We start from the raw sequence: 17,888 nt of genomic DNA, 5'->3' as shown, positions 1-17,888 counted from the left end.
GGAGGAGTTCGAATGCACACCCACCCCCTGACGCTCATGTCGGGCCTGATGGCCGCCCTGTTGGGCGCAAGCGCCGCGCAGGCGCAGATGACCCCCGAGAGCTGCGCCGCCGTTGCAGACCTTGCCTACACCGATACCCGGGTCGCCACGGCTGAATACCTGACCGGCGATGCCGCGATGGTTGGCAAGGCCACCTACCCCGATCACTGCCGCGTCGTGATTTACATGGAGGAGCGCACCGGCACCGATGGCAAGGCTTATGCCACCGGGGTTGAAGTGCGGATGCCGGCAGACTGGAATGACCGGATGTTCTTTCAGGGCGGCGGCGGCACCGATGGCTCGCTGCGGGCGGCCGTGGGCACCAACACCCGGAGCAACCCCAATGCCCTGACACTGGGCTATGCCGTGGTTTCCACCGATGGCGGGCACGACCTTGGCAGCCGGTCCGACGCGACCTTCGGGCTCGAGCGCAAGGCCCTGATCGACTACGGCTACAACTCGGTCGAACTGGCCGGAACCATCGCCAAGGTGGTGATCCGCGAGGCCTATGGCCGCTATCCCGCGCATAGCTATTTTCTTGGCGCCTCGAACGGCGGGCGGCAGGGGCTTCAGTCTGCGATGCGCACGCCGAACCTCTTTGACGGCATCGTGGCCGGAACCCCGATCCTGCGGCAGACACGTGGCCATGTTGCCACCGCATGGAGCCTCAAGGTGTTGGGCGAGATCGCGCCCAAGGACGACGAGGGGCGCCCGCTTCTGGCAGGGGCCTATTCGGACGACGATCTGGCGGTGATCAACGCAGACATCACCGCACAGTGCGATGCGCTGGACGGGCTGGAGGATGGTGTTGTCGATAGCGCCCGGCTTTGCGACTACGACATCTCTGGCATCATCTGCGCGGAGGGCGGCGGCGAGGGCTGCATCACCCAGGCGCAGGCCGACGCATGGACCAAGCTGCATGGCGGGCCGGTGAATTCGGCTGGTGAAGAGCTTTACGTGCCCTACCCCTATGATGCGGGCGCGGATTTTCGGCTTTGGCACCTCGGCGATGCGGAGGCTTGGCCCAACAACGGGCGCAAGGCGCGCAATACCTCGATCAAGACGGTCTTTCGCCAGCCCGGCGATGCCGACTTTGATCCGTGGACCTTCGATTTTGACGATATGACCGCGCCCGACAACGCCAGCCAATTTGTCGACTCCACCCGCGCCGACCTTGATGCCTTCATGCTGCGCGGCGGCAAGCTGATTGTTTATCACAGCATGGGCGACAGCGGCATCTCGGCTATCGACACGACCAACTGGTTTGAGACCGTGCAGGCGCGCTACGGCGCCGAGGCGACTGATGCCTTTGCTCGCCTCTACCTGCTGCCGGGCCTTGGGCATGGCCGCACCGGGATCGGGCCTGAGAAGTTCCCGGCCTTGGACGCGCTGGTGGCCTGGGTCGAGGAAGGCACCGCCCCCGACATGCAGATCAGCGGCGGCACGCCCGAGCGCACGCGCCCGATGTGCCCCTACCCGACCTATGTGGCCTGGTCCGCCGAAAGCGAGAGCTGGGGCTGCCAGTAAAGAGAGACTGCCCCGCGGCCGCTGTGCCGCGGGGCACCCTGAATGAGAAAGAACAGATGACATCGACCCGCGACATATCCCTCCCCGATGGCACCCGCCTCAACGCCCGCATTGATGGGCCGGAGGGCGCGCCCTGCCTGCTGTTTTCCAACTCGGTGCTGACCGACCTTTCGGTTTGGGATGCGCAGGCCGAGGCCTTTGCGGGCGCATACCGGGTGATCCGCTATGACCAGCGCGGCCATGGAAGCTCTGACGTGACAGAGGGCGCGATGGATTTCAGCCGCTACGGGGCCGACGTGGTGGCCCTGCTGGATGCGCTGGAGGTTGGCCGTTGCACCTTTATCGGCCTTTCGATGGGCGTGCCCACCGGCCTTGCGGCCTATGCTGCCGCGCCCGACCGCTTTGAGCGCTTTGTTGTTGTGGACGGTGTGGCCCGCTCGGCCCCCGGGCGCGAGGCCTTTTGGGGCGAGCGCCGCGACACGGCGCGGGTGAAGGGGATGGAGGAGATTGCGGAGACGACCGTGGCGCGCTGGATGCCCGGTGTCGACCCGGAGGCCCCTGCCCTTTTGCGCCTGAAGGCGATGGTTGCTGCCACGCCGGTGGAGGGCTTTGCCGCCGCGACCCAAGCGCTGGCAAGTTATGACCACGCCGATGTTGTGCCCAGCCTCACCGTGCCCCTCCTCGGGATCACCGGGGAGAAGGACGGCGCGATGCCCGAGGCGGTGCGCAAGCACTTTGGCGGCGTGCCGGGAGCGCGGTTTGCCGACATTCCCGGTGCTGGCCACCTGCCCAACTTTCAGAACCCCGAAGCCTTCAACGCCGCGCTTGCCGCCTTTCTCGATGCGAGCGCGCAAGACCTGACCAAGGAGACCCGCTGATGCCCGGCCCCCTCTCGCATGTTCGCGTTCTCGATCTCAGCCGGATCATGGCTGGCCCCTGGAGTGGCCAGATCCTTGCCGACCTCGGTGCCGATGTCATCAAGGTGGAGCGGCTTGGCGAGGGGGATGACACCCGCCGCTGGGGCCCTCCGTTTTTGAAGGATGAGGGCGGAGAGCCCACGAAGGAGGCCGGGTATTACCTTTCGGTTAACCGCGGCAAGCGTTCGGTGGAGCTGGACCTGAAGAGCGAGGAGGGCCGCGCCGTGGTGAAGGCGCTGGCCGCCGAGAGCGACATTTTGCTGGAGAACTTCAAGACCGGCACGCTCGACCGGATGGGCCTTGGCTATGAAGACCTGAAGGCGGTGAACCCGAAGCTGATTTACTGCTCCATCACCGGCTTTGGCCTGACCGGGCCGATGGCGGGCGATGCGGCCTATGACTTCATGATTCAGGGCATGGGCGGGCTGATGAGCGTGACGGGCGGGCCGGATGACACCCCCGGCGGCGGGCCGCAGAAGGTGGGCGTGCCGATCGTTGATATCATGACCGGCATGTATGCCTCTATCGGTGTGTTGGCCGCGCTTGCCAACCGCGACCAGACCGGCAAGGGCGACCATATCGACCTTGCGATGCTCGACGTCTCGGTGGCCATGCTGGCCAATCAGGCGATGAACTTTCTGGTCTCCGGCAAGGAACCGGTGCGCCGTGGCAACCGCCATCCGAACATCCAGCCTCAGAACGTCTATCCGGTGAAGGATGGCTACATCGTGCTGGCGGTGGGCAATGACGGGCAGTTCCGCAAGTTTGCCGAGGTGATCGGGCAGCCCGCGCTGGCGGATGATCCGAAGTTTGCCACCAATGCCGCCCGGGTCGAGAACCTCGAAGAGCTGGAGGGCCTGCTGATCGAGGCGCTGGCCTCGGGCACGATCGACCATTGGGTTTCGAGCTTCGCTGCCGCCGGTGTGCCCTCGGGGCCGATCAACACCGTGGGCCGGGTTTTCGACGAGCCACAGGTGCAGCACCGCGAGATGCTGCGCGACATCCCCCACCCGCTTTCGGGCAGCGTGAAGCAGGTGGTCAGCCCGCTCAACTTTGCCAATGCCCCGCTCGCCTTCGACCGCGCCCCGCCGCTGCTCGGAGAACATACAGAAGAGGTGCTCAAAGCCCTCGGACTCAAGGAGACGCAACAATGAGCCAGCAGAGCCAAAGCGCCGCCAACGGGGGCCGCATCAGCTTCCCGGTGCCCGAAACCATGACCGACGCGCAGCGGGAGGTTTACGAGCAGATCGTATCCGGCCCGCGCCGCACGCTTGTTGGCCCGCTCCGGGCTGCGCTGCATAACCCGGTGCTGGCCGACCGGTGGCAGCGGCTGGGGCAGGTGCTGAGGTTTGAGACTTCGCTGCCGACCCATCTCAACGAGTTGGCGATCCTTGTGACCGCGCGGCGTTGGAACAGTGAGCTGGAGTGGGCGATTCATGCCGGTGATGCAGACCGCGCAGGGCTGGACCCGGCCATCACCGAGGCGATCCGCACCTGCTCGGTGCCCGAGTTCGGTGGAGATGTGATTGCCCGCGAAATCTATGATTTTGCCTGCGAGCTGGTGCAACGCGGGGATGTGAGCGAGCGCACCTATGCTGCCATCGTGGCCCGTTGGGGCGAGGTGGGGGCCGTGGAGCTGACCGCCGTGATCGGCTATTACTCGATGGTGGCGATGACGCTGAATGTGCATCGTGTGCCCCTGCCCGAGGGCGTGACGGCCAACCTGCCGCGCGCCGAAGGCAAGCTGGCCGAGATGCCCCGATCGGGTGAGGAGGGCTGATGTTTTACGACCCGCGCACCGAGGGCCACGGGCTTCCGCATAACCCCTGGCTGGCCCTCATCGTGCCTCGCCCGATTGGCTGGATCTCGACCGCTGCGGCGGATGGCACGCCCAATCTGGCGCCCTACAGCTGCTTCAACGCGATCTCGTCGAACCCGCCGCATGTGATGTTTTCGTCGGATAGCGCGAAGGACAGCATTACCAATGCCGAGGCCACCGGATACTTCTGCTGCAACCTCGCCACCTTCGAGCTGCGCGACCAGATGAACCAGAGTTCCGCCACCTATCCGCCCGAGGTGGACGAATTCGAGGCTTCCGGCCTCACTGCCGTGCCTTGCGAGAACATCCCGGTGATGCGTGTTGCCGAGAGCCCGGTGGCGGTGGAGTGCAAGCTGAGCCAGGTTATCACCCTCTCCCCCTCCAGCGGGCTGCCCTGCACCAACCGCTTGGCCATTGGCGAGGTTGTGGGCATTCACATTGACGAGCGCGTGCTGAAGGACGGGCTGGTGGATGTGGAAGAACTGAAGCCGCTGGGCCGCATGGGCTACCGCGAATACACCGTGCCGCCGCCCAGCTTTGAGATGCTGCGCCCGGTGTTGGACTGACGACAGGAGACTACGCCGATGAGCGAGTATGAGACCCTCACACTTGAGGTGGCCGATTTCGTTGCCACCGTCACGATCAACCGCCCGCCGGTGAACGCGCAGAACAATCGCTTTCGCGAGGAGATTGCCGAGGTGATCGACGCGCTGGGGGACCGGACGGATGTGCGGGCCATCGTGCTCACCGGCGAGGGCAAGGCCTTTTCTGCCGGGGCCGACCTTTCGGAGCGCCCGACGCAGGATCCGGGGCATTACACCGCCCACAATCGCCGGGTGCGCGCCAGCTTTGACTGCCTGCTGGAATGCCCCAAGCCGATCATCGCCGCCGTGAACGGTGCGGCCATCGGCGCGGGCTGTGTCACCGCGCTGTGCTGCGACATCATCGTGACCTCGGAAAAGGGCTTCCTGCAGATGACCGAGGTGATGGTGGGCCTTGCCGGCGGGGTGGCGCATGTGCGCCGTCACTTCGGCGAGAGCGATGCGCGGATGATGATTTACACCGCGCGGCGGGTCTATGGCCCCGAGTTGCTGCGGATGAACGTGGCCTCTGCCTGCGTTGCGCCGGAAGAGTTGATGGCCACCGCACAGGCGCTGGCCGCCGATATTGCCAAGGCCAGCCCCTCTGCCGTGCGGGCCGCCAAGAAGAGCTTTCAGATGACCGAGGGGGTCTCGATCTACGAGGGCTACCGCTTTGAGCAGGGCCAGACCAAGGCGCTCTCGACCTCGGACGACACTGCCGAGGCCATGGCTGCCTTCCGCGAGAAGCGCGCCCCGGTGTTCAAGAGCTGATAGGGTGGTGGGGTGGTGGGCAGGATTGCCCACCCTACGGCACGTTATCCTTGGGTCTTAGGGCGCGATGGGTGGCTTGAGATCCTCGGGTCACGCCCGAGGATGACGCGCGTGGCGTGGCAACTGTGCCGTGCCCTACCGCAGCTTCACCTCGATCTTCATCATGTCGCCCCGGTAGATGCCATCGGCCATCAGGATCACATCGCCATCCTGATTTACCGCCATGCGGCGGACCTTGGCCACCGGGTCGCCGATGGAAATGTTGAGCTCGGATGAGGTTTCGAGGTCGGCGGAGCCGATTGTTACGACCTGATTGGCATCTGTCACCGTCTGGCCCTCCAACTCGGAGACCAGCCGCATTGCGGTGACGGTGGTGTAGGCCTCTTCGGGAATGAGCGGGCAAATCCGCTCGTCCACATAGACATCGGCCAGCAGGAAAGCGGCACCGTCGCGGCTGTGGCGGCGCTTCAGGTGCCGGTAGGCGGGGGCTGGCGTGCCGATGTGATCATCGCCACGGGGCAGCGGCACGTTGCGCTCGTCGCCGAGGATCTCGATCACCGCGTTGTCGCGGGCGATCAGCAGGCCGGACCAATCGGTTTTGACCTCGCACCAGAGGTCGCGGCGGGGGCGTTCGAGAACGAAGGTGCCCTTGGCGCGATAGCGCGCGATCAGCCCCTCCTTTTCGAGGATGTCGAGTGACTGGCGGATGGTCATGGTGGCCACGCCGCATTGCTTGGCCAGTTCCATCACCGTGGGGATCTTGGAGCCGACCTCCCATTCGCCGTTCTCGATCCGTTGCCGGAACAGGCTGGCAAGCTGGATGTAGCGGGCCACGTTGCTCTTTTGCAGGGCCTTGACCGTTGCGTTCTCGGAATTTCCACCTTGCATCACACACCCCAGACTGCCGTTTCGCTTTGAGCGTAGCGACGAATGGTAGCGCAATCAATCAGAAAACCTAGACTTTTGCCTTATGCTGAAAAGGTGAGCTGGCCCTTGGTCAGCGCGCCCGAGTCGCTGCCTTGGTCATCCTCAACGGCGGTGGCGGCAACGGAATCGCGCTTGGCCCATTCGGCTTCGAGCGCGGCCAACTGCGGGAAGTGATCGCGCCAGCTGCAATCCGGCCAGCGGAAATCCATCTGGCCCAGTGCGGCGACAAGCGCCACGTGGCCGATGCCGAAGGGCACCTCGGCAATCTCCGGCGTTTCGGCCTCCAGCCGCGCCATCGCGGCCTGCACCTTTGTGCGCCAACCCTCCACCACGGCCTGCCACGGCCCGGCCTCGCGGGTCAGCTCGGTGCGCCAGATCAGCAGGACATCCGTCATGCCATCGGCCAGTGCCTGCCAGTTGAGATGCGCGATGCGCAGACGTGCCTCGGCGGGAAACAGCCCGGTGCCTGCGCGCAGGTCGAGGTATTCGCAGATCACCCGGCTGTCGATCAGCTGGCGGCCATCCTCGGTGACGAGTGCCGGGATCTTGCCAAGCGGGTTGTCTGCCAGCACTTCGGGCGGGGTGGGCATTTGCACGGCCACCACGTTGCGGCTGAGTTCGACCTGATTCAGCAGGCCGGTTTCATGCAGAACGATCATGACCTTGCGGACGAAGGGCGAGCGGGGGGACCAGTGCAGTTTCATGGGGTTCTCCATCACACGGCCTCCAGCGAAATGGCAATGCCCTGCCCCACGCCGATGCACATGGTGGCCAGCGCACGCTTGCCCGCCCCGCGCGCCAGCGCACGCGCTGCGGTGCCGGTGATCCGTGCGCCGGACATGCCAAGCGGGTGGCCGAGCGCGATGGCCCCGCCGTTGGGGTTGATGTGAGCGGCGTCATTGGGAAGGCCAAGGCGGCGCAGCACCGCGAGGGCTTGGCTGGCGAAGGCCTCGTTGAGCTCGACGACATCGAAATCGACCGGGTTGAGCCCGAGCTGGGCGCAGAGCTTCTCGGTGGCCGGCGCCGGGCCGATGCCCATGATCCGGGGGGCCACGCCTGCGGTTGCGCCTCCCGTCACACGCGCCAGCGGGGTGAGCCCGTGGCGCTGCATTCCGGCCTCGGTGGCGAGGATCAGCGCCGCCGCGCCGTCATTTACGCCCGAGGCGTTGCCTGCCGTGACCGAGCCGCCCGCGCGGAACGGTGCCTTCAACGCCGCCAGCTTTTCCAGCGATGTCGCGCGGGGGTGCTCATCGGTCGAAAACACCACCGGGTCGCCCTTGCGCTGCGGAATTTCGACCGGAATGATCTCTTCTGCCAGCACGCCCGAGGCGATGGCCGCCGCTGCCCGCTCCTGCGAGCGCAGGGCGAAGGCATCCTGATCTTCGCGGCTTATCGAAAACTCCTCGGCCACGTTCTCTGCCGTTTCGGGCATGGAGTCGGTGCCGTAGATCTCCTGCATCTTCGGGTTGATGAAGCGCCAGCCGATGGTGGTGTCTTCGACGCTGTTCGCCCGGCTGAAGGGCGAGGTGGCCTTGGGCATGACGAAAGGCGCGCGGCTCATGCTTTCGACGCCGCCGGCAATGGCGAGGTCGCCCTCGCCCACCGCGAGACGGCGCCAGGCGGCCAGCACCGCATCCATGCCAGAGCCGCAGAGGCGGTTCATCGTGGTGCCCGAAACCGTTTCGGGCAGGCCCGCCAGCAGCAGCGCCATGCGGGCGACCGAGCGGTTATCTTCGCCGGCCTGATTGGCGCAGCCGTAGATCACATCGACCGTGGCCTCCCAGTCCAGGCCCTCGTGCCGTGCCAGCAGCGCCTTGAGCGGCAGGGCGCCGAGGTCATCCGCCCGCACCGAGGAGAGGCTGCCGCCGTAGCGGCCAATCGGGGTGCGGACATAGTCGCAGATGTAGACGTTTTCCAAATCTCAGCCCTCGTATCCGGTTTCAATCTCGCCCAGCACACGGGCCACCGGCCCGGCGCTGTGGCCATGACCCACGGCGCGGGCCAGTTCTTGCATGTCGGCCTCCAGCGCGGCGCGGTCTTGCGCGGATGCCCAATAGAGCGGGCCGCCGCGCCAGCGTGGAAAGCCGTAGCCATTGGCCAGCGCCACATCGACATCGGAGGCCCGCTCGGCCACGCCCTCATCGCGCAGAAGGGCGGCCTCGTTGACGATGGCAGCTATGAGCTGGCGCTGGATCTCCTCGGCGCTGAAGTCCTGCGGTGTGACCCCGGCTTTTTGCCGTTCTTCGGTGATGATCGCCTCCACCGCCGGGTCAGGCTGGGCCTTGCCGCTGGCGTAATCATACCACCCTGCCCCGGTTTTGCGGCCAAGCCGCCCGGCCTCGCAGAGACGGTCGGGGATGGTGACATAGCGGGCTGCCGGGTCGCGGGTGGCGGCCTGACGCTTGCGCATGGCCCATGCGATATCGAGGCCCGACATATCGGCCACGGCGAAGGGGCCCATGGCGAAGCCGAAGCCGGTGACGGCGGTATCGACCTGCGCGGGGCTGGCACCATCGAGCACCAAAAGCTCGGCGCGGCGGCGGTAGGCGGCGTAGATCCGGTTGCCGATGAAACCCTCGGACACCCGCGCGACCACGGGCTGCTTGCCGAGCTTGCGGGCGAGCTTGAGGCCGGTGGCCAGCACGTCTGGTGCGGTTTTTTGTGCGCGGACCACCTCAAGCAGCTTCATGATGTCTGCAGGGGAGAAGAAGTGCAGCCCCAGCACCCGCTCGGGGTGGGTGAGCGCGGCGGCCATTTCGTCAATATCCAGATAGGAGGTGTTGGTGGCGATGATCGCCTCGGGCGGCAAGGCAGCTTCGAGCTGTGCCAAGACCTGCTTTTTCACGCCCATGTCCTCGAAGACCGCTTCGATGACGAGGTCGCACTGTGCAAGCGCGCTGGCCTCGACTGCACCGCTGAGGGCGGCGGTGCGTGCCTTGGCCTCGGTCTCGGTGAGCCGCCCCTTGGACACCTGCGTTTCATAAGACCCGCGCAAGGCCACAAGCGCCGCGTCGAGCGCCGCGCTGTCGCGTTCCATCAGCACCACCGGGAGGCCAGCGGCGAGGAAGGCGCGTGCGATGCCCTGCCCCATGGTGCCGCCCCCGACGACCCCCACACGGCGCACGGGACGCGCCGACTTGGGGTTGATGCCGGCGACCGACCCGGCCCGCCGTTCGGCGAAGAAAAGGGCACGAAGGGCATGGGCCTCCGGGCTGCGGCGCAGGCGTTGGAAGGTTTCGCGCTCATCAACGAGGACCGGGCCTGCCTCCTCCACCGAGGCGCGCACCAGCCGGATGGCCTCGACCACGTTGGGCCGGCCCTTGCCGCGCTTCAGGGCCGCCGCCGCCGCGGCCTCCAGCGCCTCATCACTTTCGGCCGGGGGCATCAGATCGCGGCTGAGGCGCTTGGGGCGGGGTGCAGCGTTGAGGAAGGATTTGGCATCTTCCAGCATATCGCCCTCGCTGAGCGCATCGACCAGCCCGAGCGGCAGGGCCTCGCGGGCCGGGATGCGGGCGGCGCGGCAGATCAGGTCCATCGCCTTGCCACGCCCGATCAGGCGCGGAAGCCGTTGGGTGCCGCCTGCGCCGGGGATCATGCCGAGCGAAACCTCGGGGAGGCCCACCATCGTATCGGGCGCGGCCACGCGGTAGTCGCAGCCCAGCGCCAGCTCCAGCCCGCCGCCGAGCGCCACGCCATGCAGCGCCGCCACCACCGGAAAGGGCGCGGCCTCGATTGCGGCGATCACATCCGGCAGCTCGGGCCAGGCCAGTGCCTTGTTGAATTCGCGCAGGTCGGAACCGGCGATGAAGCTGCGGCCAGCCCCCACCAGCACCGCGCCCTGCGCCTGCCCCTCGGCCGCCTTGGCGATGCCCTCCACCAGCCCGGTGCGCACCGCGTGGGAGCCTGCGTTGACCGGGGGATTGTCGATTTCCAGCACGGCGATGGGGCCATCCATGCGGAAGGCGACCCTGCCGGGCGAAGGGGCTTCGGTTTGGCTGTTCACGGGTGTGGTCCTCCGGTGCGGGCGCGGTTTGGCGCGAGGGATGCCCGGCCACGCATGGCCATAAAACAGATTAAACTATATGTATAGGTTTAATTGCCGGGCTGAAGGGTATTGACCCATTCCAGCATCAGGGCGGCGACTTCATCGGGCTTTTCATCGGGGAGCGCATGGCTGGCGCCATCGACGGTCACCAGCTCGACGCGCGGCGCGAATTCCTTGACGTAGAAATCGCGGGCGTCGGGTGCGCGAAACGGATCCTGAAGCCCGACGATGTCGAGGATCGGTGCCGTGCCGCTGGGCCACCAGCTGTCACGGTCGGTTGCCGCGCGGGCGGCACGCTGGGCCACAACGAGATCGGCGTGCCAGCCCTCAAGCCACGGCCTCGGGTCATGCCCCTCGGCGAAGAAGCCGAGTTGCAGCGCGGCCAGACGATCGGCCTCGGGCGCACTCGGCGTCATGGCCACCTCGATGGCCTTGGAGAGTTCATCCGGCCATTTGCCGCCGCCTGCGGCCAGCAGGATTATGCCCTTCACGAGATCGGGCCTGTCTTGCGCCACGGTGCGTGCGATCCAGCAGCCGTAGGCATGGCCGACGATCACCGCGCCGCCCTTGCCCGCCTCGGCCTCCAGCGCGGCGGCGGCATCGGCGGCGAGGTCGTGGAAGGTGATGCTCTCCAGAGGGCCGGTCGTTTTGCCCGTGCCACGCGGCCAGGGCAGAACCACGCGCAGCCCACCGGCTGCCAGCCGCTCGGCCAGATGGGCAAAATCCTCTGGCCCGCGCCCGGTGGAGGCGATCAGGCAGAGCGTTGGCGCCTCATCGCCCGATGGGCCAAGCACCCCGTAGGACACCACGGCCTCGCCATTGCGGACGGTTTTTCTTTCTCCCAGAGCGGCGCTCATCGGTTCTCTCCTGTCAGATCACTTCAGCTTCAGGCGCAGCTTGGTGCTGTCGCCGCGATAGATGCCATCCGCCACCAGCACGCGGATATCTTCATGATCCACCGCCAGCCGGACCATTCGTGCCATCGGTGCGCCCTGCGGGACAGAAAGCACGCTGGCGAGGGTGAGGTCGGCGGCGAGGATTGTGAGTTCCTGCTGGGCGTTGGCGATTGGCCTGTCGGGCAGGTCGGAGACGAGGCGGAGCGCGGTGAGCCGCTCGGCGCTGCCTTCGGGCAGAACCTGAAAGGCGGTTTCGTCGATGTAGACATCGGCCAGCATGAAGGGAACGCCCTCGCGCCAGTAGCGCCGCCGCAGTCGGCGATACTGCTGGGCGGGGCGGCCCGGCCACTCTTCGGAGGCGAGGAAGTGCGGGGCTTGGCCAAGCTCGTTGGAGAGCACCTCGATGCGGTTTGCATAGCGGGCGTTCAGGAGCGCGCTCCAATCGGTGCGGATGTCACACCACAGATCCTTCTTGGGCATTTCGCGCACGAAGGTGCCCTTGGCGCGGAAGCGCTCGATCAGCCCCTCTTTTTCGAGGATGTCGAGCGCGCGGCGCACGGTCATCCCGGCCACGCCGCATTCTTCGGCCAGTTCGACCACGGTGGAGATCCGGTGCCCGACCGGCCATTCGCCGGTTTCGATCTGACGCCGAAAATGCCCCGCAAGCTGGAGGTAGCGGGAGACCGCGCTTTTTTTCAGCGCGCTTGCGGTTGCGGTGTCTTCGCTCATGCCAGCACCCGGATCGGTGCGCCATCGAGCCAGGCCAGCAGGTTTTCTACCGCATCGGCATAGTAGACGCGGTAGTTCTCTTCGGTGACATAGCCGATGTGCGGGGTGGGCAGCACGTTGGGCAGGCGGCGGAACGGATGGTTGTGCGGGAGCGGCTCATGCTCGAACACGTCGAGCACCGCGCCGCCGATGCGGCCTGCCTCAAGCGCGGCGATCAGGGCCGCCTCGTCTATGATCGGGCCGCGCGAGGTGTTGACGATAAGCGCATCGGGCTTCATTCGGGCCAGCAGCTCCGGCGTGACGAAACCGCGTGTCTCGGGCACGAGGGACATTTGGATCATCACCACATCGCTGGTGGCGAAGAGCTCTTCCAGCGGGAGCGGCAGGATGCCCAGCGCCTCGGCGCGGGCGGGCAGGTTGGTGCGGGTCCAGCCTGCCACCTCCATGCCGAAGGCTTGGCCGTAGCGGGCGCATTTGGCACCGAGTTTGCCAAGGCCGACAATGCCAAGCCGCCGGCCCTCTGCCGAACGGCCGAGGCCCTCCTGCCAAGGGCCGCATGCGCGAAAGTTCTGCACCTCGGCGGGAATGTTGCGCAGCGCGGCCAGCATCCCGGCCCAGGCCAGTTCGGCGGCCGGGTTGCCAGCGTTGCCGGTGCAGGTGACCGTGACCCCATGCGCGCGGGCGGCCTCCAGATCTATGCTGCGGTTGCGTGCGCCGGTGGTGATGAGGTGCTTGAGGTCGGGCAGACGCGCGAATTGGCTTTGCGGAAAGGGCGTGCGCTCGCGCATGGCGATCACGATCTCTACGCCCGCCAGCGCCTTGGCCACCTCGGCCTCGCCGCCAAGGTGGGAATCGAAGCGGCGCAGCTCCACCCGGCCCTCCAGCGCAGACCAATCGGCCACGGAGAGGGCCGCGTTTTGGTAGTCATCAAGGATGGCGCAGATGGGGAGGGGGGGCATAGGGCGCTGCTGTTGTTCAGAAAAAAGGCCGGCCACCCGAAAACGGGCGGCCGGCTGGGAGAACCCTTAGCGGGAAATGCCCTGCTCTTCGGCGAGCGTCTTCCAGTTGGTCAGCTCTTCGTCGACCTCGGCCGCAAAGCCTTCGGGCGTGCTTTGTTCAAGCGTCCAGTCGAGCGGGGTGACTGTGGCGATGAACTCCTCGTTGCGGAGCACCTCGTTGATGTCGGCGTTGATCTTGGCAACGATCTCGGAGTCGGTGCCACCGGGTGCAAAGACGCCAACCCACTGGTGGATTTGCGTTTCCGGGTAGCCGAGCTCGGCCGTGGAAGGCACGTCGGGCAGCGCGTCGATCCGCTCGTTTCCGAGCACGGCGAGCACCTTGACCTTGCCAGCGGCGATGTTGTCACCCGCCGAGCTGACCGAGGAGCCGTAGATATCGGCCTCGCCGCTCAGGATCGCCACCACGGCAGGGCCGCCGCCCTTGAAGTGCACCACGTCGAAGTTGGCACCCGATTGGGCGATGAACTGCTCCATCGCGAAGTGGGTGGTGGTGCCGAGGCCGGCGGTGGCCGCGAACTTGGGGTTTTCCTTGCTGTCCTCGACGAACTCCGGAAGCGAGTCGATTTCGGAATCGCCCTGCGTCAGCAGGATGTAGGAGACGTAGCCCACGTTGGCGACCGGCACGAGATCGGTGCGCGGATCGAAGGGCAGATCGGGCTGAATGGCCGGGGCGGTGACATAGGCTGATGTTGTCATCAGCAGAGTCAGCCCATCGGGGTTGGCTTGGCTCACCTGTGCGGTGCCCACCATCGAGCCGCCGCCGGGCTTGTTGTCGACCACCACGGGCTGGCCCCACTTCTCTTCGAGGTAGGGCGCAATGTGGCGGGCGAGAATGTCGGTGTTGCCCGAGGGCGAATAGGGCACCACGATGGATACCGTGCCGGTTGGCCAATCCTGAGCCGCGAGCGGTGTTGCGAGGCCCGCAGCGATTGCCAGGGCAGTGATCATCTTCTTCATGAGGTCTCCTCCTCTGTTGTGGCGGCCAGCCCCTTGCGGGCGGGTCTCGCCGGTCTTGTGGTCGTGGCCATGCCCGCCGCCGTCAGCGGGTGGCCCCGGCCAATTCAATTGGTTCCGCTTGGTGCCTCATCTTCGGCATTTGCGGGGGTGGTGCGCTCCGACGCTTGCGCCTCGGAACGGCCTTCAGCACGGGCCTCAGAACGGGCGCGGCGCTTGGCGCGCAGGTTTTCGGAGCTCCAGACGCCCCAGATCAGCACGAGGCCGGTGATTGCCATGATGACGGCGCTTACGGGGCGCTCGAAGAACACCGCGAAATCTCCGCGTGCCAGCACCATGGCCCGGCGGAAGTGCTCTTCCATCAGCGGGCCCAGCACGAAGCCCAGCAGCAGCGGGGCACCGGGGAAGCGGAAGATCCGCATCGCGTAGCCCAGCGCCCCGAAGGCCGCGACCATCCAGATGTTGAGCGGCGAGAAGCCCGAGGTGTAGGCGCCTATGCAGATGAACATCAGCACCGCCGGGTAGAGCAGGTGATAGGGAATTGTCAGCATCCGCACCCAGAGGCCGATCAGCGGGATGTTCAGCAGCAGCAGGATGATATTGCCGACCCAGAAGCTCATGATAAGGCCCCAGAACAGCTCTGGCTCGGTGCTGATGAGGTTTGGCCCCGGCGCGACGCCGTGGATCATCAGCACGCCGAGCATCAGCGCCATGGTGGCGCTGCCCGGCACGCCGAGCGACAGCGTGGGGATGAAGGCGGTTTGGTCGGCGGCGTTGTTGGCGCTTTCCGGCCCCATGATGCCCTCGATGGCCCCTTTGCCGAAGCGCTCGGGCGTTTTGGAGAGGCGCTTTTCCACCGCGTAGGAGAGGAAGGCCGCAATCGACGGGCCGGTGCCCGGCAGGGTGCCGAAGAACGAGCCCATTGAGCCGCCGCGCAGCATTGGCATCCACGAGCGGCGCACGTCATCGCGGGTTGGAACGATGGCTTTCAGCTTCACGCTTTCGGGGTCGATGTCGGCGGCGTTCACGCGGCGGACCGACATGATGATTTCGGCCACGCCGAAGACGCCCATCGCCAGTGCGATCAGGCTGATGCCTTCCAGCAGGCCGAGGCTTCCGAAGGCGAAGCGCACTGTTGCGGTCTGGGTATCCATGCCTACGAGGCCGATCACGATGCCGATTGTGACGGAGGCGAGGCCCTTGATCGCCGAGCCGTCGGAAATGGTGGAGGAGGCGACGAGGCCCATCAACATCAGCGCGAAATACTCCGCCGAGCCGAACCGCAGCGCATAGTCTGCGATGATTGGCGTGAAGAGCGTTAGCAGGACGATCCCGAAGGAGGCCCCGAAGAAGCTGGCCACTGTCGTCATGAACAGGGCGATGCCGCCGCGGCCCTGTTTGGCCATCGGGTAGCCGTCGAGGCAAGTGATGGCATTGGCGGGCGTGCCGGGCAGGTTGAGCAGGATCGAGGCGGTGGAGCCGCCGTAGGTGGTGCCATACCAGATGCCCGCCAGCATGATCAGCGCCGTGGTGGGCTCAAGGTGAAAGGTCAGCGGAAAGAGCATCGAGATTGCCGCGAGCACACCGAGCCCGGGGATCACCCCCACCAGCGTGCCGAGCAGCGCGCCGAGGAAGCAATAGAACAGGTTTTGCAGCGTGAAGGCGACGCTGAGGCCGAGGGCGAGGTTGCCGATAAAATCCATCAGAAGGGCCACCGAAGCAGAGGGATACGCAGTCCGAGCAGGAAGACGAAGACGAAGGGCGCGAAGAGGCTGAGGCCGATGCAGCTGATCGCAAGGCTCACCGGGCGGATCTTCAGATCGGCCAGCGAGGAGATTACGAGGATCGCGACGATGGCGGGGATCAGACCGAAGGGCACGATGATCGCGGCGAAGGCGGCGATGCCGCCGAGAATGAACAGCGGCGAGAAAATTCTGATATCGGGCTGGTGCCCCGGGCGCCGCAGGGCCTGAAGGGCGAGCAGCAGGCCGAGCACCACCAGCACCACGCCGAGGCCTGCCGGGAACATTCCGGGGCCCATGCGGCTGGGCGTGCCCATTGGGTAGTAGGTGACCGAAACGTAGGTTACGGCTGCACCGAAGAGGATGAGCAGGGCCCCTCCCACGATGTCCACGTAGTCGATCCGATACATGCAGCTCCCTCCCGTTTTCAGCGGCTCCTCAGGCTTTTGACCTGCTCCCGACCGCTCTTGGCCTGCCGGTGCCACCCTGCCCCGGAGATCTCCGGCATCACGGTGGCCTGCGCGGGCCTTCCCCTAGAAAAGTCTATGATGTAGCTTTTTGTCAATTGAAAGTTTTTCCGGCCTCAAACCCAAGCCAGAAAGGGGTTTTGCACAGTGACTTATTCCTCCGCTTCCAAGGTGTTGCGGCCAAGAGCGGGGCTGGAACCGGCCAGGCCGGCCGCAATGCGCCGCGCGATCGGCCCCCGCCGGAGCCGATTCGATGCGCCTCTCCCGCACCGTGTTTGGCGCTTACGCGCTACCTCTGTTTCTACCCCGAAAACGCCGGTGCGGAGGATGCGGGCCTGCTCACCCAAGGCTAACCTCTGGTTAAAGCTCGGCAGCATTTGTGCACTATGCCCGACCGGCCCCGGCTGGCACATCGGGGGCATTCCGACACCGCAGGAGAGGCCAGGCCGATGAATGACAGCACGCCAGACAGAAACAGCGCCCGCGCCGCGGTGCATGCCCTGCGCGCCGGGCTGCGCCTGCCGGTTGTTGCCGCGCCGATGTTTCTTGTTTCCAACCCGGCGCTCGTCACGGCGCTGTGCAGCAGTGGCGTGATAGGCTCATTCCCGGCGCTCAATGCCCGCCCGCAGGAAGAACTTTCAACATGGCTGGCACAGGTGGAGGCCGCCCGCGATACCGCGCGTGCCGAGGGCCGCTCCTTTGCGCCCCATGCCGTCAACGTCATCCTGCGCAAAACCAACCCGCGGGTGGAGGCCGATCTTCAGACCTGCATCGACCATAAGGTGCCGTTGCTCATCACCTCGATGAGCGCGCCCGATGCGGTGACACCGCGCATTCACGCCTATGGCGGGCTGGTGTTTCATGATGTCACCACGGTGCGCCATGCCAAGCGTGCCATTCGCGCCGGGGTTGACGGGCTTATTCTTGTTTGCGCGGGCGCGGGCGGGCATGGCGGCCTGCTCAACCCCTTTGCCTTTCTCTCCGAAGTGCGCGCGTTTTGGGATGGCCCGATCATCCTTGCCGGGGCGCTGACCTCTGGCGCGCAGGTGCTGGCCGCCGAGCTTTTGGGCGCGGATCTCTGCTATATCGGGACCCGCTTTATCGCCACCGCCGAGAGCGCGGCGGTCTCCGACTATAAGGATATGCTGGTGGAGGCGGAGGCGGAGGACATCATCTACACGCCCTACTTCTCCGGCACGCCGGCCAATTACCTTGGCCCCTCGATCACCCGCGCGGGCCTTGACCTTGATGAGATCAAGCGGCCGGCTGAGGGCATTACCGGCACGCCGGGCGAGCGCCACCTGCGCTGGAAAGACATTTGGGGCGCGGGCCAGGGCGTGGGAGAGATCACCGATGCCCCGCCTGCCGCCGAGTTGGTGGACAGGATGGTGGAAGAATATCAGGCTGCGCGCGCCGATTGGGCGGCGCGGCTGGAACAGGGTCGCTGAGACCGGG

At 66.1% G+C, this 17,888-nt stretch carries 17 protein-coding genes; 7 read left to right on the top strand and 10 right to left on the bottom strand.

Translation table 11 applies throughout. The features are described from left to right. The first annotated feature begins 12 nt into the window (after window positions 1-12). Genes ACXAG6_RS06875 through ACXAG6_RS06850 form a run of 6 tightly spaced genes read left to right on the top strand, consistent with a single transcriptional unit; the run spans window position 13 to window position 5,654 of the window. Window positions 13-1,566: a tannase/feruloyl esterase family alpha/beta hydrolase gene (locus ACXAG6_RS06875; protein WP_475336372.1), complete on the top strand. Its 1,554-nt coding sequence runs from the start codon at window positions 13-15 to the stop codon at window positions 1,564-1,566. Between the two features lie 56 nt (window positions 1,567-1,622). After that, window positions 1,623-2,444: an alpha/beta fold hydrolase gene (locus ACXAG6_RS06870; RefSeq protein WP_475336370.1), complete on the top strand. Its 822-nt coding sequence runs from the start codon at window positions 1,623-1,625 to the stop codon at window positions 2,442-2,444. After that, window positions 2,444-3,637 carry a CaiB/BaiF CoA transferase family protein gene (locus tag ACXAG6_RS06865; RefSeq protein WP_475336369.1) on the top strand — a complete coding sequence of 398 codons (1,194 nt, stop codon included), beginning with the start codon at window positions 2,444-2,446 and terminating at the stop codon, window positions 3,635-3,637. Before ACXAG6_RS06870 ends, ACXAG6_RS06865 begins: the two co-directional genes overlap by 1 nt. After that, the gene (locus tag ACXAG6_RS06860) at window positions 3,634-4,263 is read left to right on the top strand and encodes a carboxymuconolactone decarboxylase family protein (RefSeq protein WP_475336366.1); all 630 of its coding nucleotides are present in this window, start codon (window positions 3,634-3,636) and stop codon (window positions 4,261-4,263) included. The genes ACXAG6_RS06865 and ACXAG6_RS06860 overlap by 4 nt, the downstream gene beginning before the upstream one ends. Further along, the gene (locus ACXAG6_RS06855; protein WP_475336364.1) at window positions 4,263-4,868 is read left to right on the top strand and encodes a flavin reductase family protein; all 606 of its coding nucleotides are present in this window, start codon (window positions 4,263-4,265) and stop codon (window positions 4,866-4,868) included. Before ACXAG6_RS06860 ends, ACXAG6_RS06855 begins: the two co-directional genes overlap by 1 nt. 18 nt (window positions 4,869-4,886) lie before the next feature. After that, the gene (locus ACXAG6_RS06850) at window positions 4,887-5,654 is read left to right on the top strand and encodes an enoyl-CoA hydratase/isomerase family protein (RefSeq protein ID WP_475336363.1); all 768 of its coding nucleotides are present in this window, start codon (window positions 4,887-4,889) and stop codon (window positions 5,652-5,654) included. A 135-nt stretch (window positions 5,655-5,789) separates the two neighbouring features. On the opposite strand, the gene ACXAG6_RS06845 is transcribed toward ACXAG6_RS06850, so the two are convergent. The 10 genes from ACXAG6_RS06845 to ACXAG6_RS06800 all read right to left on the bottom strand — a co-directional run bounded on the left by ACXAG6_RS06845 (window position 5,790) and on the right by ACXAG6_RS06800 (window position 16,376). Next, on the bottom strand, window positions 5,790-6,542 hold the full coding sequence (locus tag ACXAG6_RS06845) for a GntR family transcriptional regulator (RefSeq protein WP_475336362.1): 753 nt from the start codon (window positions 6,540-6,542) through the stop codon (window positions 5,790-5,792). 80 nt (window positions 6,543-6,622) lie between these two features. Continuing rightward, window positions 6,623-7,285 (bottom strand): glutathione S-transferase, encoded by a 663-nt coding sequence (locus tag ACXAG6_RS06840; RefSeq protein ID WP_475336359.1) that lies wholly within the window; start codon window positions 7,283-7,285, stop codon window positions 6,623-6,625. Between the two features lie 11 nt (window positions 7,286-7,296). Beyond that, complete coding sequence (pcaF, locus tag ACXAG6_RS06835; RefSeq protein WP_475336357.1) at window positions 7,297-8,499, bottom strand: 3-oxoadipyl-CoA thiolase; 1,203 nt, start codon at window positions 8,497-8,499, stop codon at window positions 7,297-7,299. Window positions 8,500-8,502: 3 nt separating this feature from the next. After that, complete coding sequence (locus ACXAG6_RS06830) at window positions 8,503-10,584, bottom strand: 3-hydroxyacyl-CoA dehydrogenase NAD-binding domain-containing protein (protein WP_475336355.1); 2,082 nt, start codon at window positions 10,582-10,584, stop codon at window positions 8,503-8,505. Window positions 10,585-10,673: 89 nt separating this feature from the next. Further along, a complete protein-coding gene (locus tag ACXAG6_RS06825) occupies window positions 10,674-11,483 on the bottom strand; it encodes an alpha/beta fold hydrolase (RefSeq protein WP_475336352.1) in 810 nt (269 codons plus the stop codon). A gap of 18 nt (window positions 11,484-11,501) precedes the next feature. After that, window positions 11,502-12,251: a GntR family transcriptional regulator gene (locus tag ACXAG6_RS06820; protein ID WP_475336350.1), complete on the bottom strand. Its 750-nt coding sequence runs from the start codon at window positions 12,249-12,251 to the stop codon at window positions 11,502-11,504. After that, window positions 12,248-13,210, bottom strand: coding sequence for a D-2-hydroxyacid dehydrogenase family protein (locus ACXAG6_RS06815; RefSeq protein WP_475336348.1), 963 nt, complete (start codon window positions 13,208-13,210; stop codon window positions 12,248-12,250). The genes ACXAG6_RS06820 and ACXAG6_RS06815 overlap by 4 nt, the downstream gene beginning before the upstream one ends. 66 nt (window positions 13,211-13,276) lie before the next feature. Further along, complete coding sequence (locus ACXAG6_RS06810; RefSeq protein WP_475336345.1) at window positions 13,277-14,227, bottom strand: Bug family tripartite tricarboxylate transporter substrate binding protein; 951 nt, start codon at window positions 14,225-14,227, stop codon at window positions 13,277-13,279. Between the two features lie 104 nt (window positions 14,228-14,331). Then, window positions 14,332-15,927, bottom strand: coding sequence for a tripartite tricarboxylate transporter permease (locus tag ACXAG6_RS06805; RefSeq protein ID WP_475336343.1), 1,596 nt, complete (start codon window positions 15,925-15,927; stop codon window positions 14,332-14,334). Next, window positions 15,927-16,376 (bottom strand): tripartite tricarboxylate transporter TctB family protein, encoded by a 450-nt coding sequence (locus tag ACXAG6_RS06800; RefSeq protein WP_475336341.1) that lies wholly within the window; start codon window positions 16,374-16,376, stop codon window positions 15,927-15,929. Before ACXAG6_RS06800 ends, ACXAG6_RS06805 begins: the two co-directional genes overlap by 1 nt. A gap of 506 nt (window positions 16,377-16,882) precedes the next feature. Here ACXAG6_RS06800 and ACXAG6_RS06795 point away from each other — a divergent pair. Beyond that, the gene (locus tag ACXAG6_RS06795) at window positions 16,883-17,881 is read left to right on the top strand and encodes an NAD(P)H-dependent flavin oxidoreductase (protein WP_475336338.1); all 999 of its coding nucleotides are present in this window, start codon (window positions 16,883-16,885) and stop codon (window positions 17,879-17,881) included. Window positions 17,882-17,888: the final 7 nt, after the last annotated feature.

The sequence above is a fragment of the Vannielia sp. ABF1_015 genome (assembly GCF_056160745.1).
The sequence above is the reverse complement of the archived record's forward strand: the minus strand, read 5'-3'. Positions and strand labels throughout refer to the sequence as shown.

Bases quoted from the DNA above. Each gene is read 5' to 3' on its own strand.
- ACXAG6_RS06875 (WP_475336372.1), top strand. From the start codon at position 13: ATGCACACCCACCCCCTGACGCTCATGTCGGGCCTGATGGCCGCCCTG.
- ACXAG6_RS06870 (WP_475336370.1), top strand. From the start codon at position 1,623: ATGACATCGACCCGCGACATATCCCTCCCCGATGGCACCCGCCTCAAC.
- ACXAG6_RS06865 (WP_475336369.1), top strand. From the start codon at position 2,444: ATGCCCGGCCCCCTCTCGCATGTTCGCGTTCTCGATCTCAGCCGGATC.
- ACXAG6_RS06860 (WP_475336366.1), top strand. From the start codon at position 3,634: ATGAGCCAGCAGAGCCAAAGCGCCGCCAACGGGGGCCGCATCAGCTTC.
- ACXAG6_RS06855 (WP_475336364.1), top strand. From the start codon at position 4,263: ATGTTTTACGACCCGCGCACCGAGGGCCACGGGCTTCCGCATAACCCC.
- ACXAG6_RS06850 (WP_475336363.1), top strand. From the start codon at position 4,887: ATGAGCGAGTATGAGACCCTCACACTTGAGGTGGCCGATTTCGTTGCC.
- ACXAG6_RS06845 (WP_475336362.1), bottom strand. From the start codon at position 6,542: ATGCAAGGTGGAAATTCCGAGAACGCAACGGTCAAGGCCCTGCAAAAG.
- ACXAG6_RS06840 (WP_475336359.1), bottom strand. From the start codon at position 7,285: ATGAAACTGCACTGGTCCCCCCGCTCGCCCTTCGTCCGCAAGGTCATG.
- ACXAG6_RS06825 (WP_475336352.1), bottom strand. From the start codon at position 11,483: ATGAGCGCCGCTCTGGGAGAAAGAAAAACCGTCCGCAATGGCGAGGCC.
- ACXAG6_RS06820 (WP_475336350.1), bottom strand. From the start codon at position 12,251: ATGAGCGAAGACACCGCAACCGCAAGCGCGCTGAAAAAAAGCGCGGTC.
- ACXAG6_RS06815 (WP_475336348.1), bottom strand. From the start codon at position 13,210: ATGCCCCCCCTCCCCATCTGCGCCATCCTTGATGACTACCAAAACGCG.
- ACXAG6_RS06810 (WP_475336345.1), bottom strand. From the start codon at position 14,227: ATGAAGAAGATGATCACTGCCCTGGCAATCGCTGCGGGCCTCGCAACA.
- ACXAG6_RS06805 (WP_475336343.1), bottom strand. From the start codon at position 15,927: ATGGATTTTATCGGCAACCTCGCCCTCGGCCTCAGCGTCGCCTTCACG.
- ACXAG6_RS06800 (WP_475336341.1), bottom strand. From the start codon at position 16,376: ATGTATCGGATCGACTACGTGGACATCGTGGGAGGGGCCCTGCTCATC.
- ACXAG6_RS06795 (WP_475336338.1), top strand. From the start codon at position 16,883: ATGAATGACAGCACGCCAGACAGAAACAGCGCCCGCGCCGCGGTGCAT.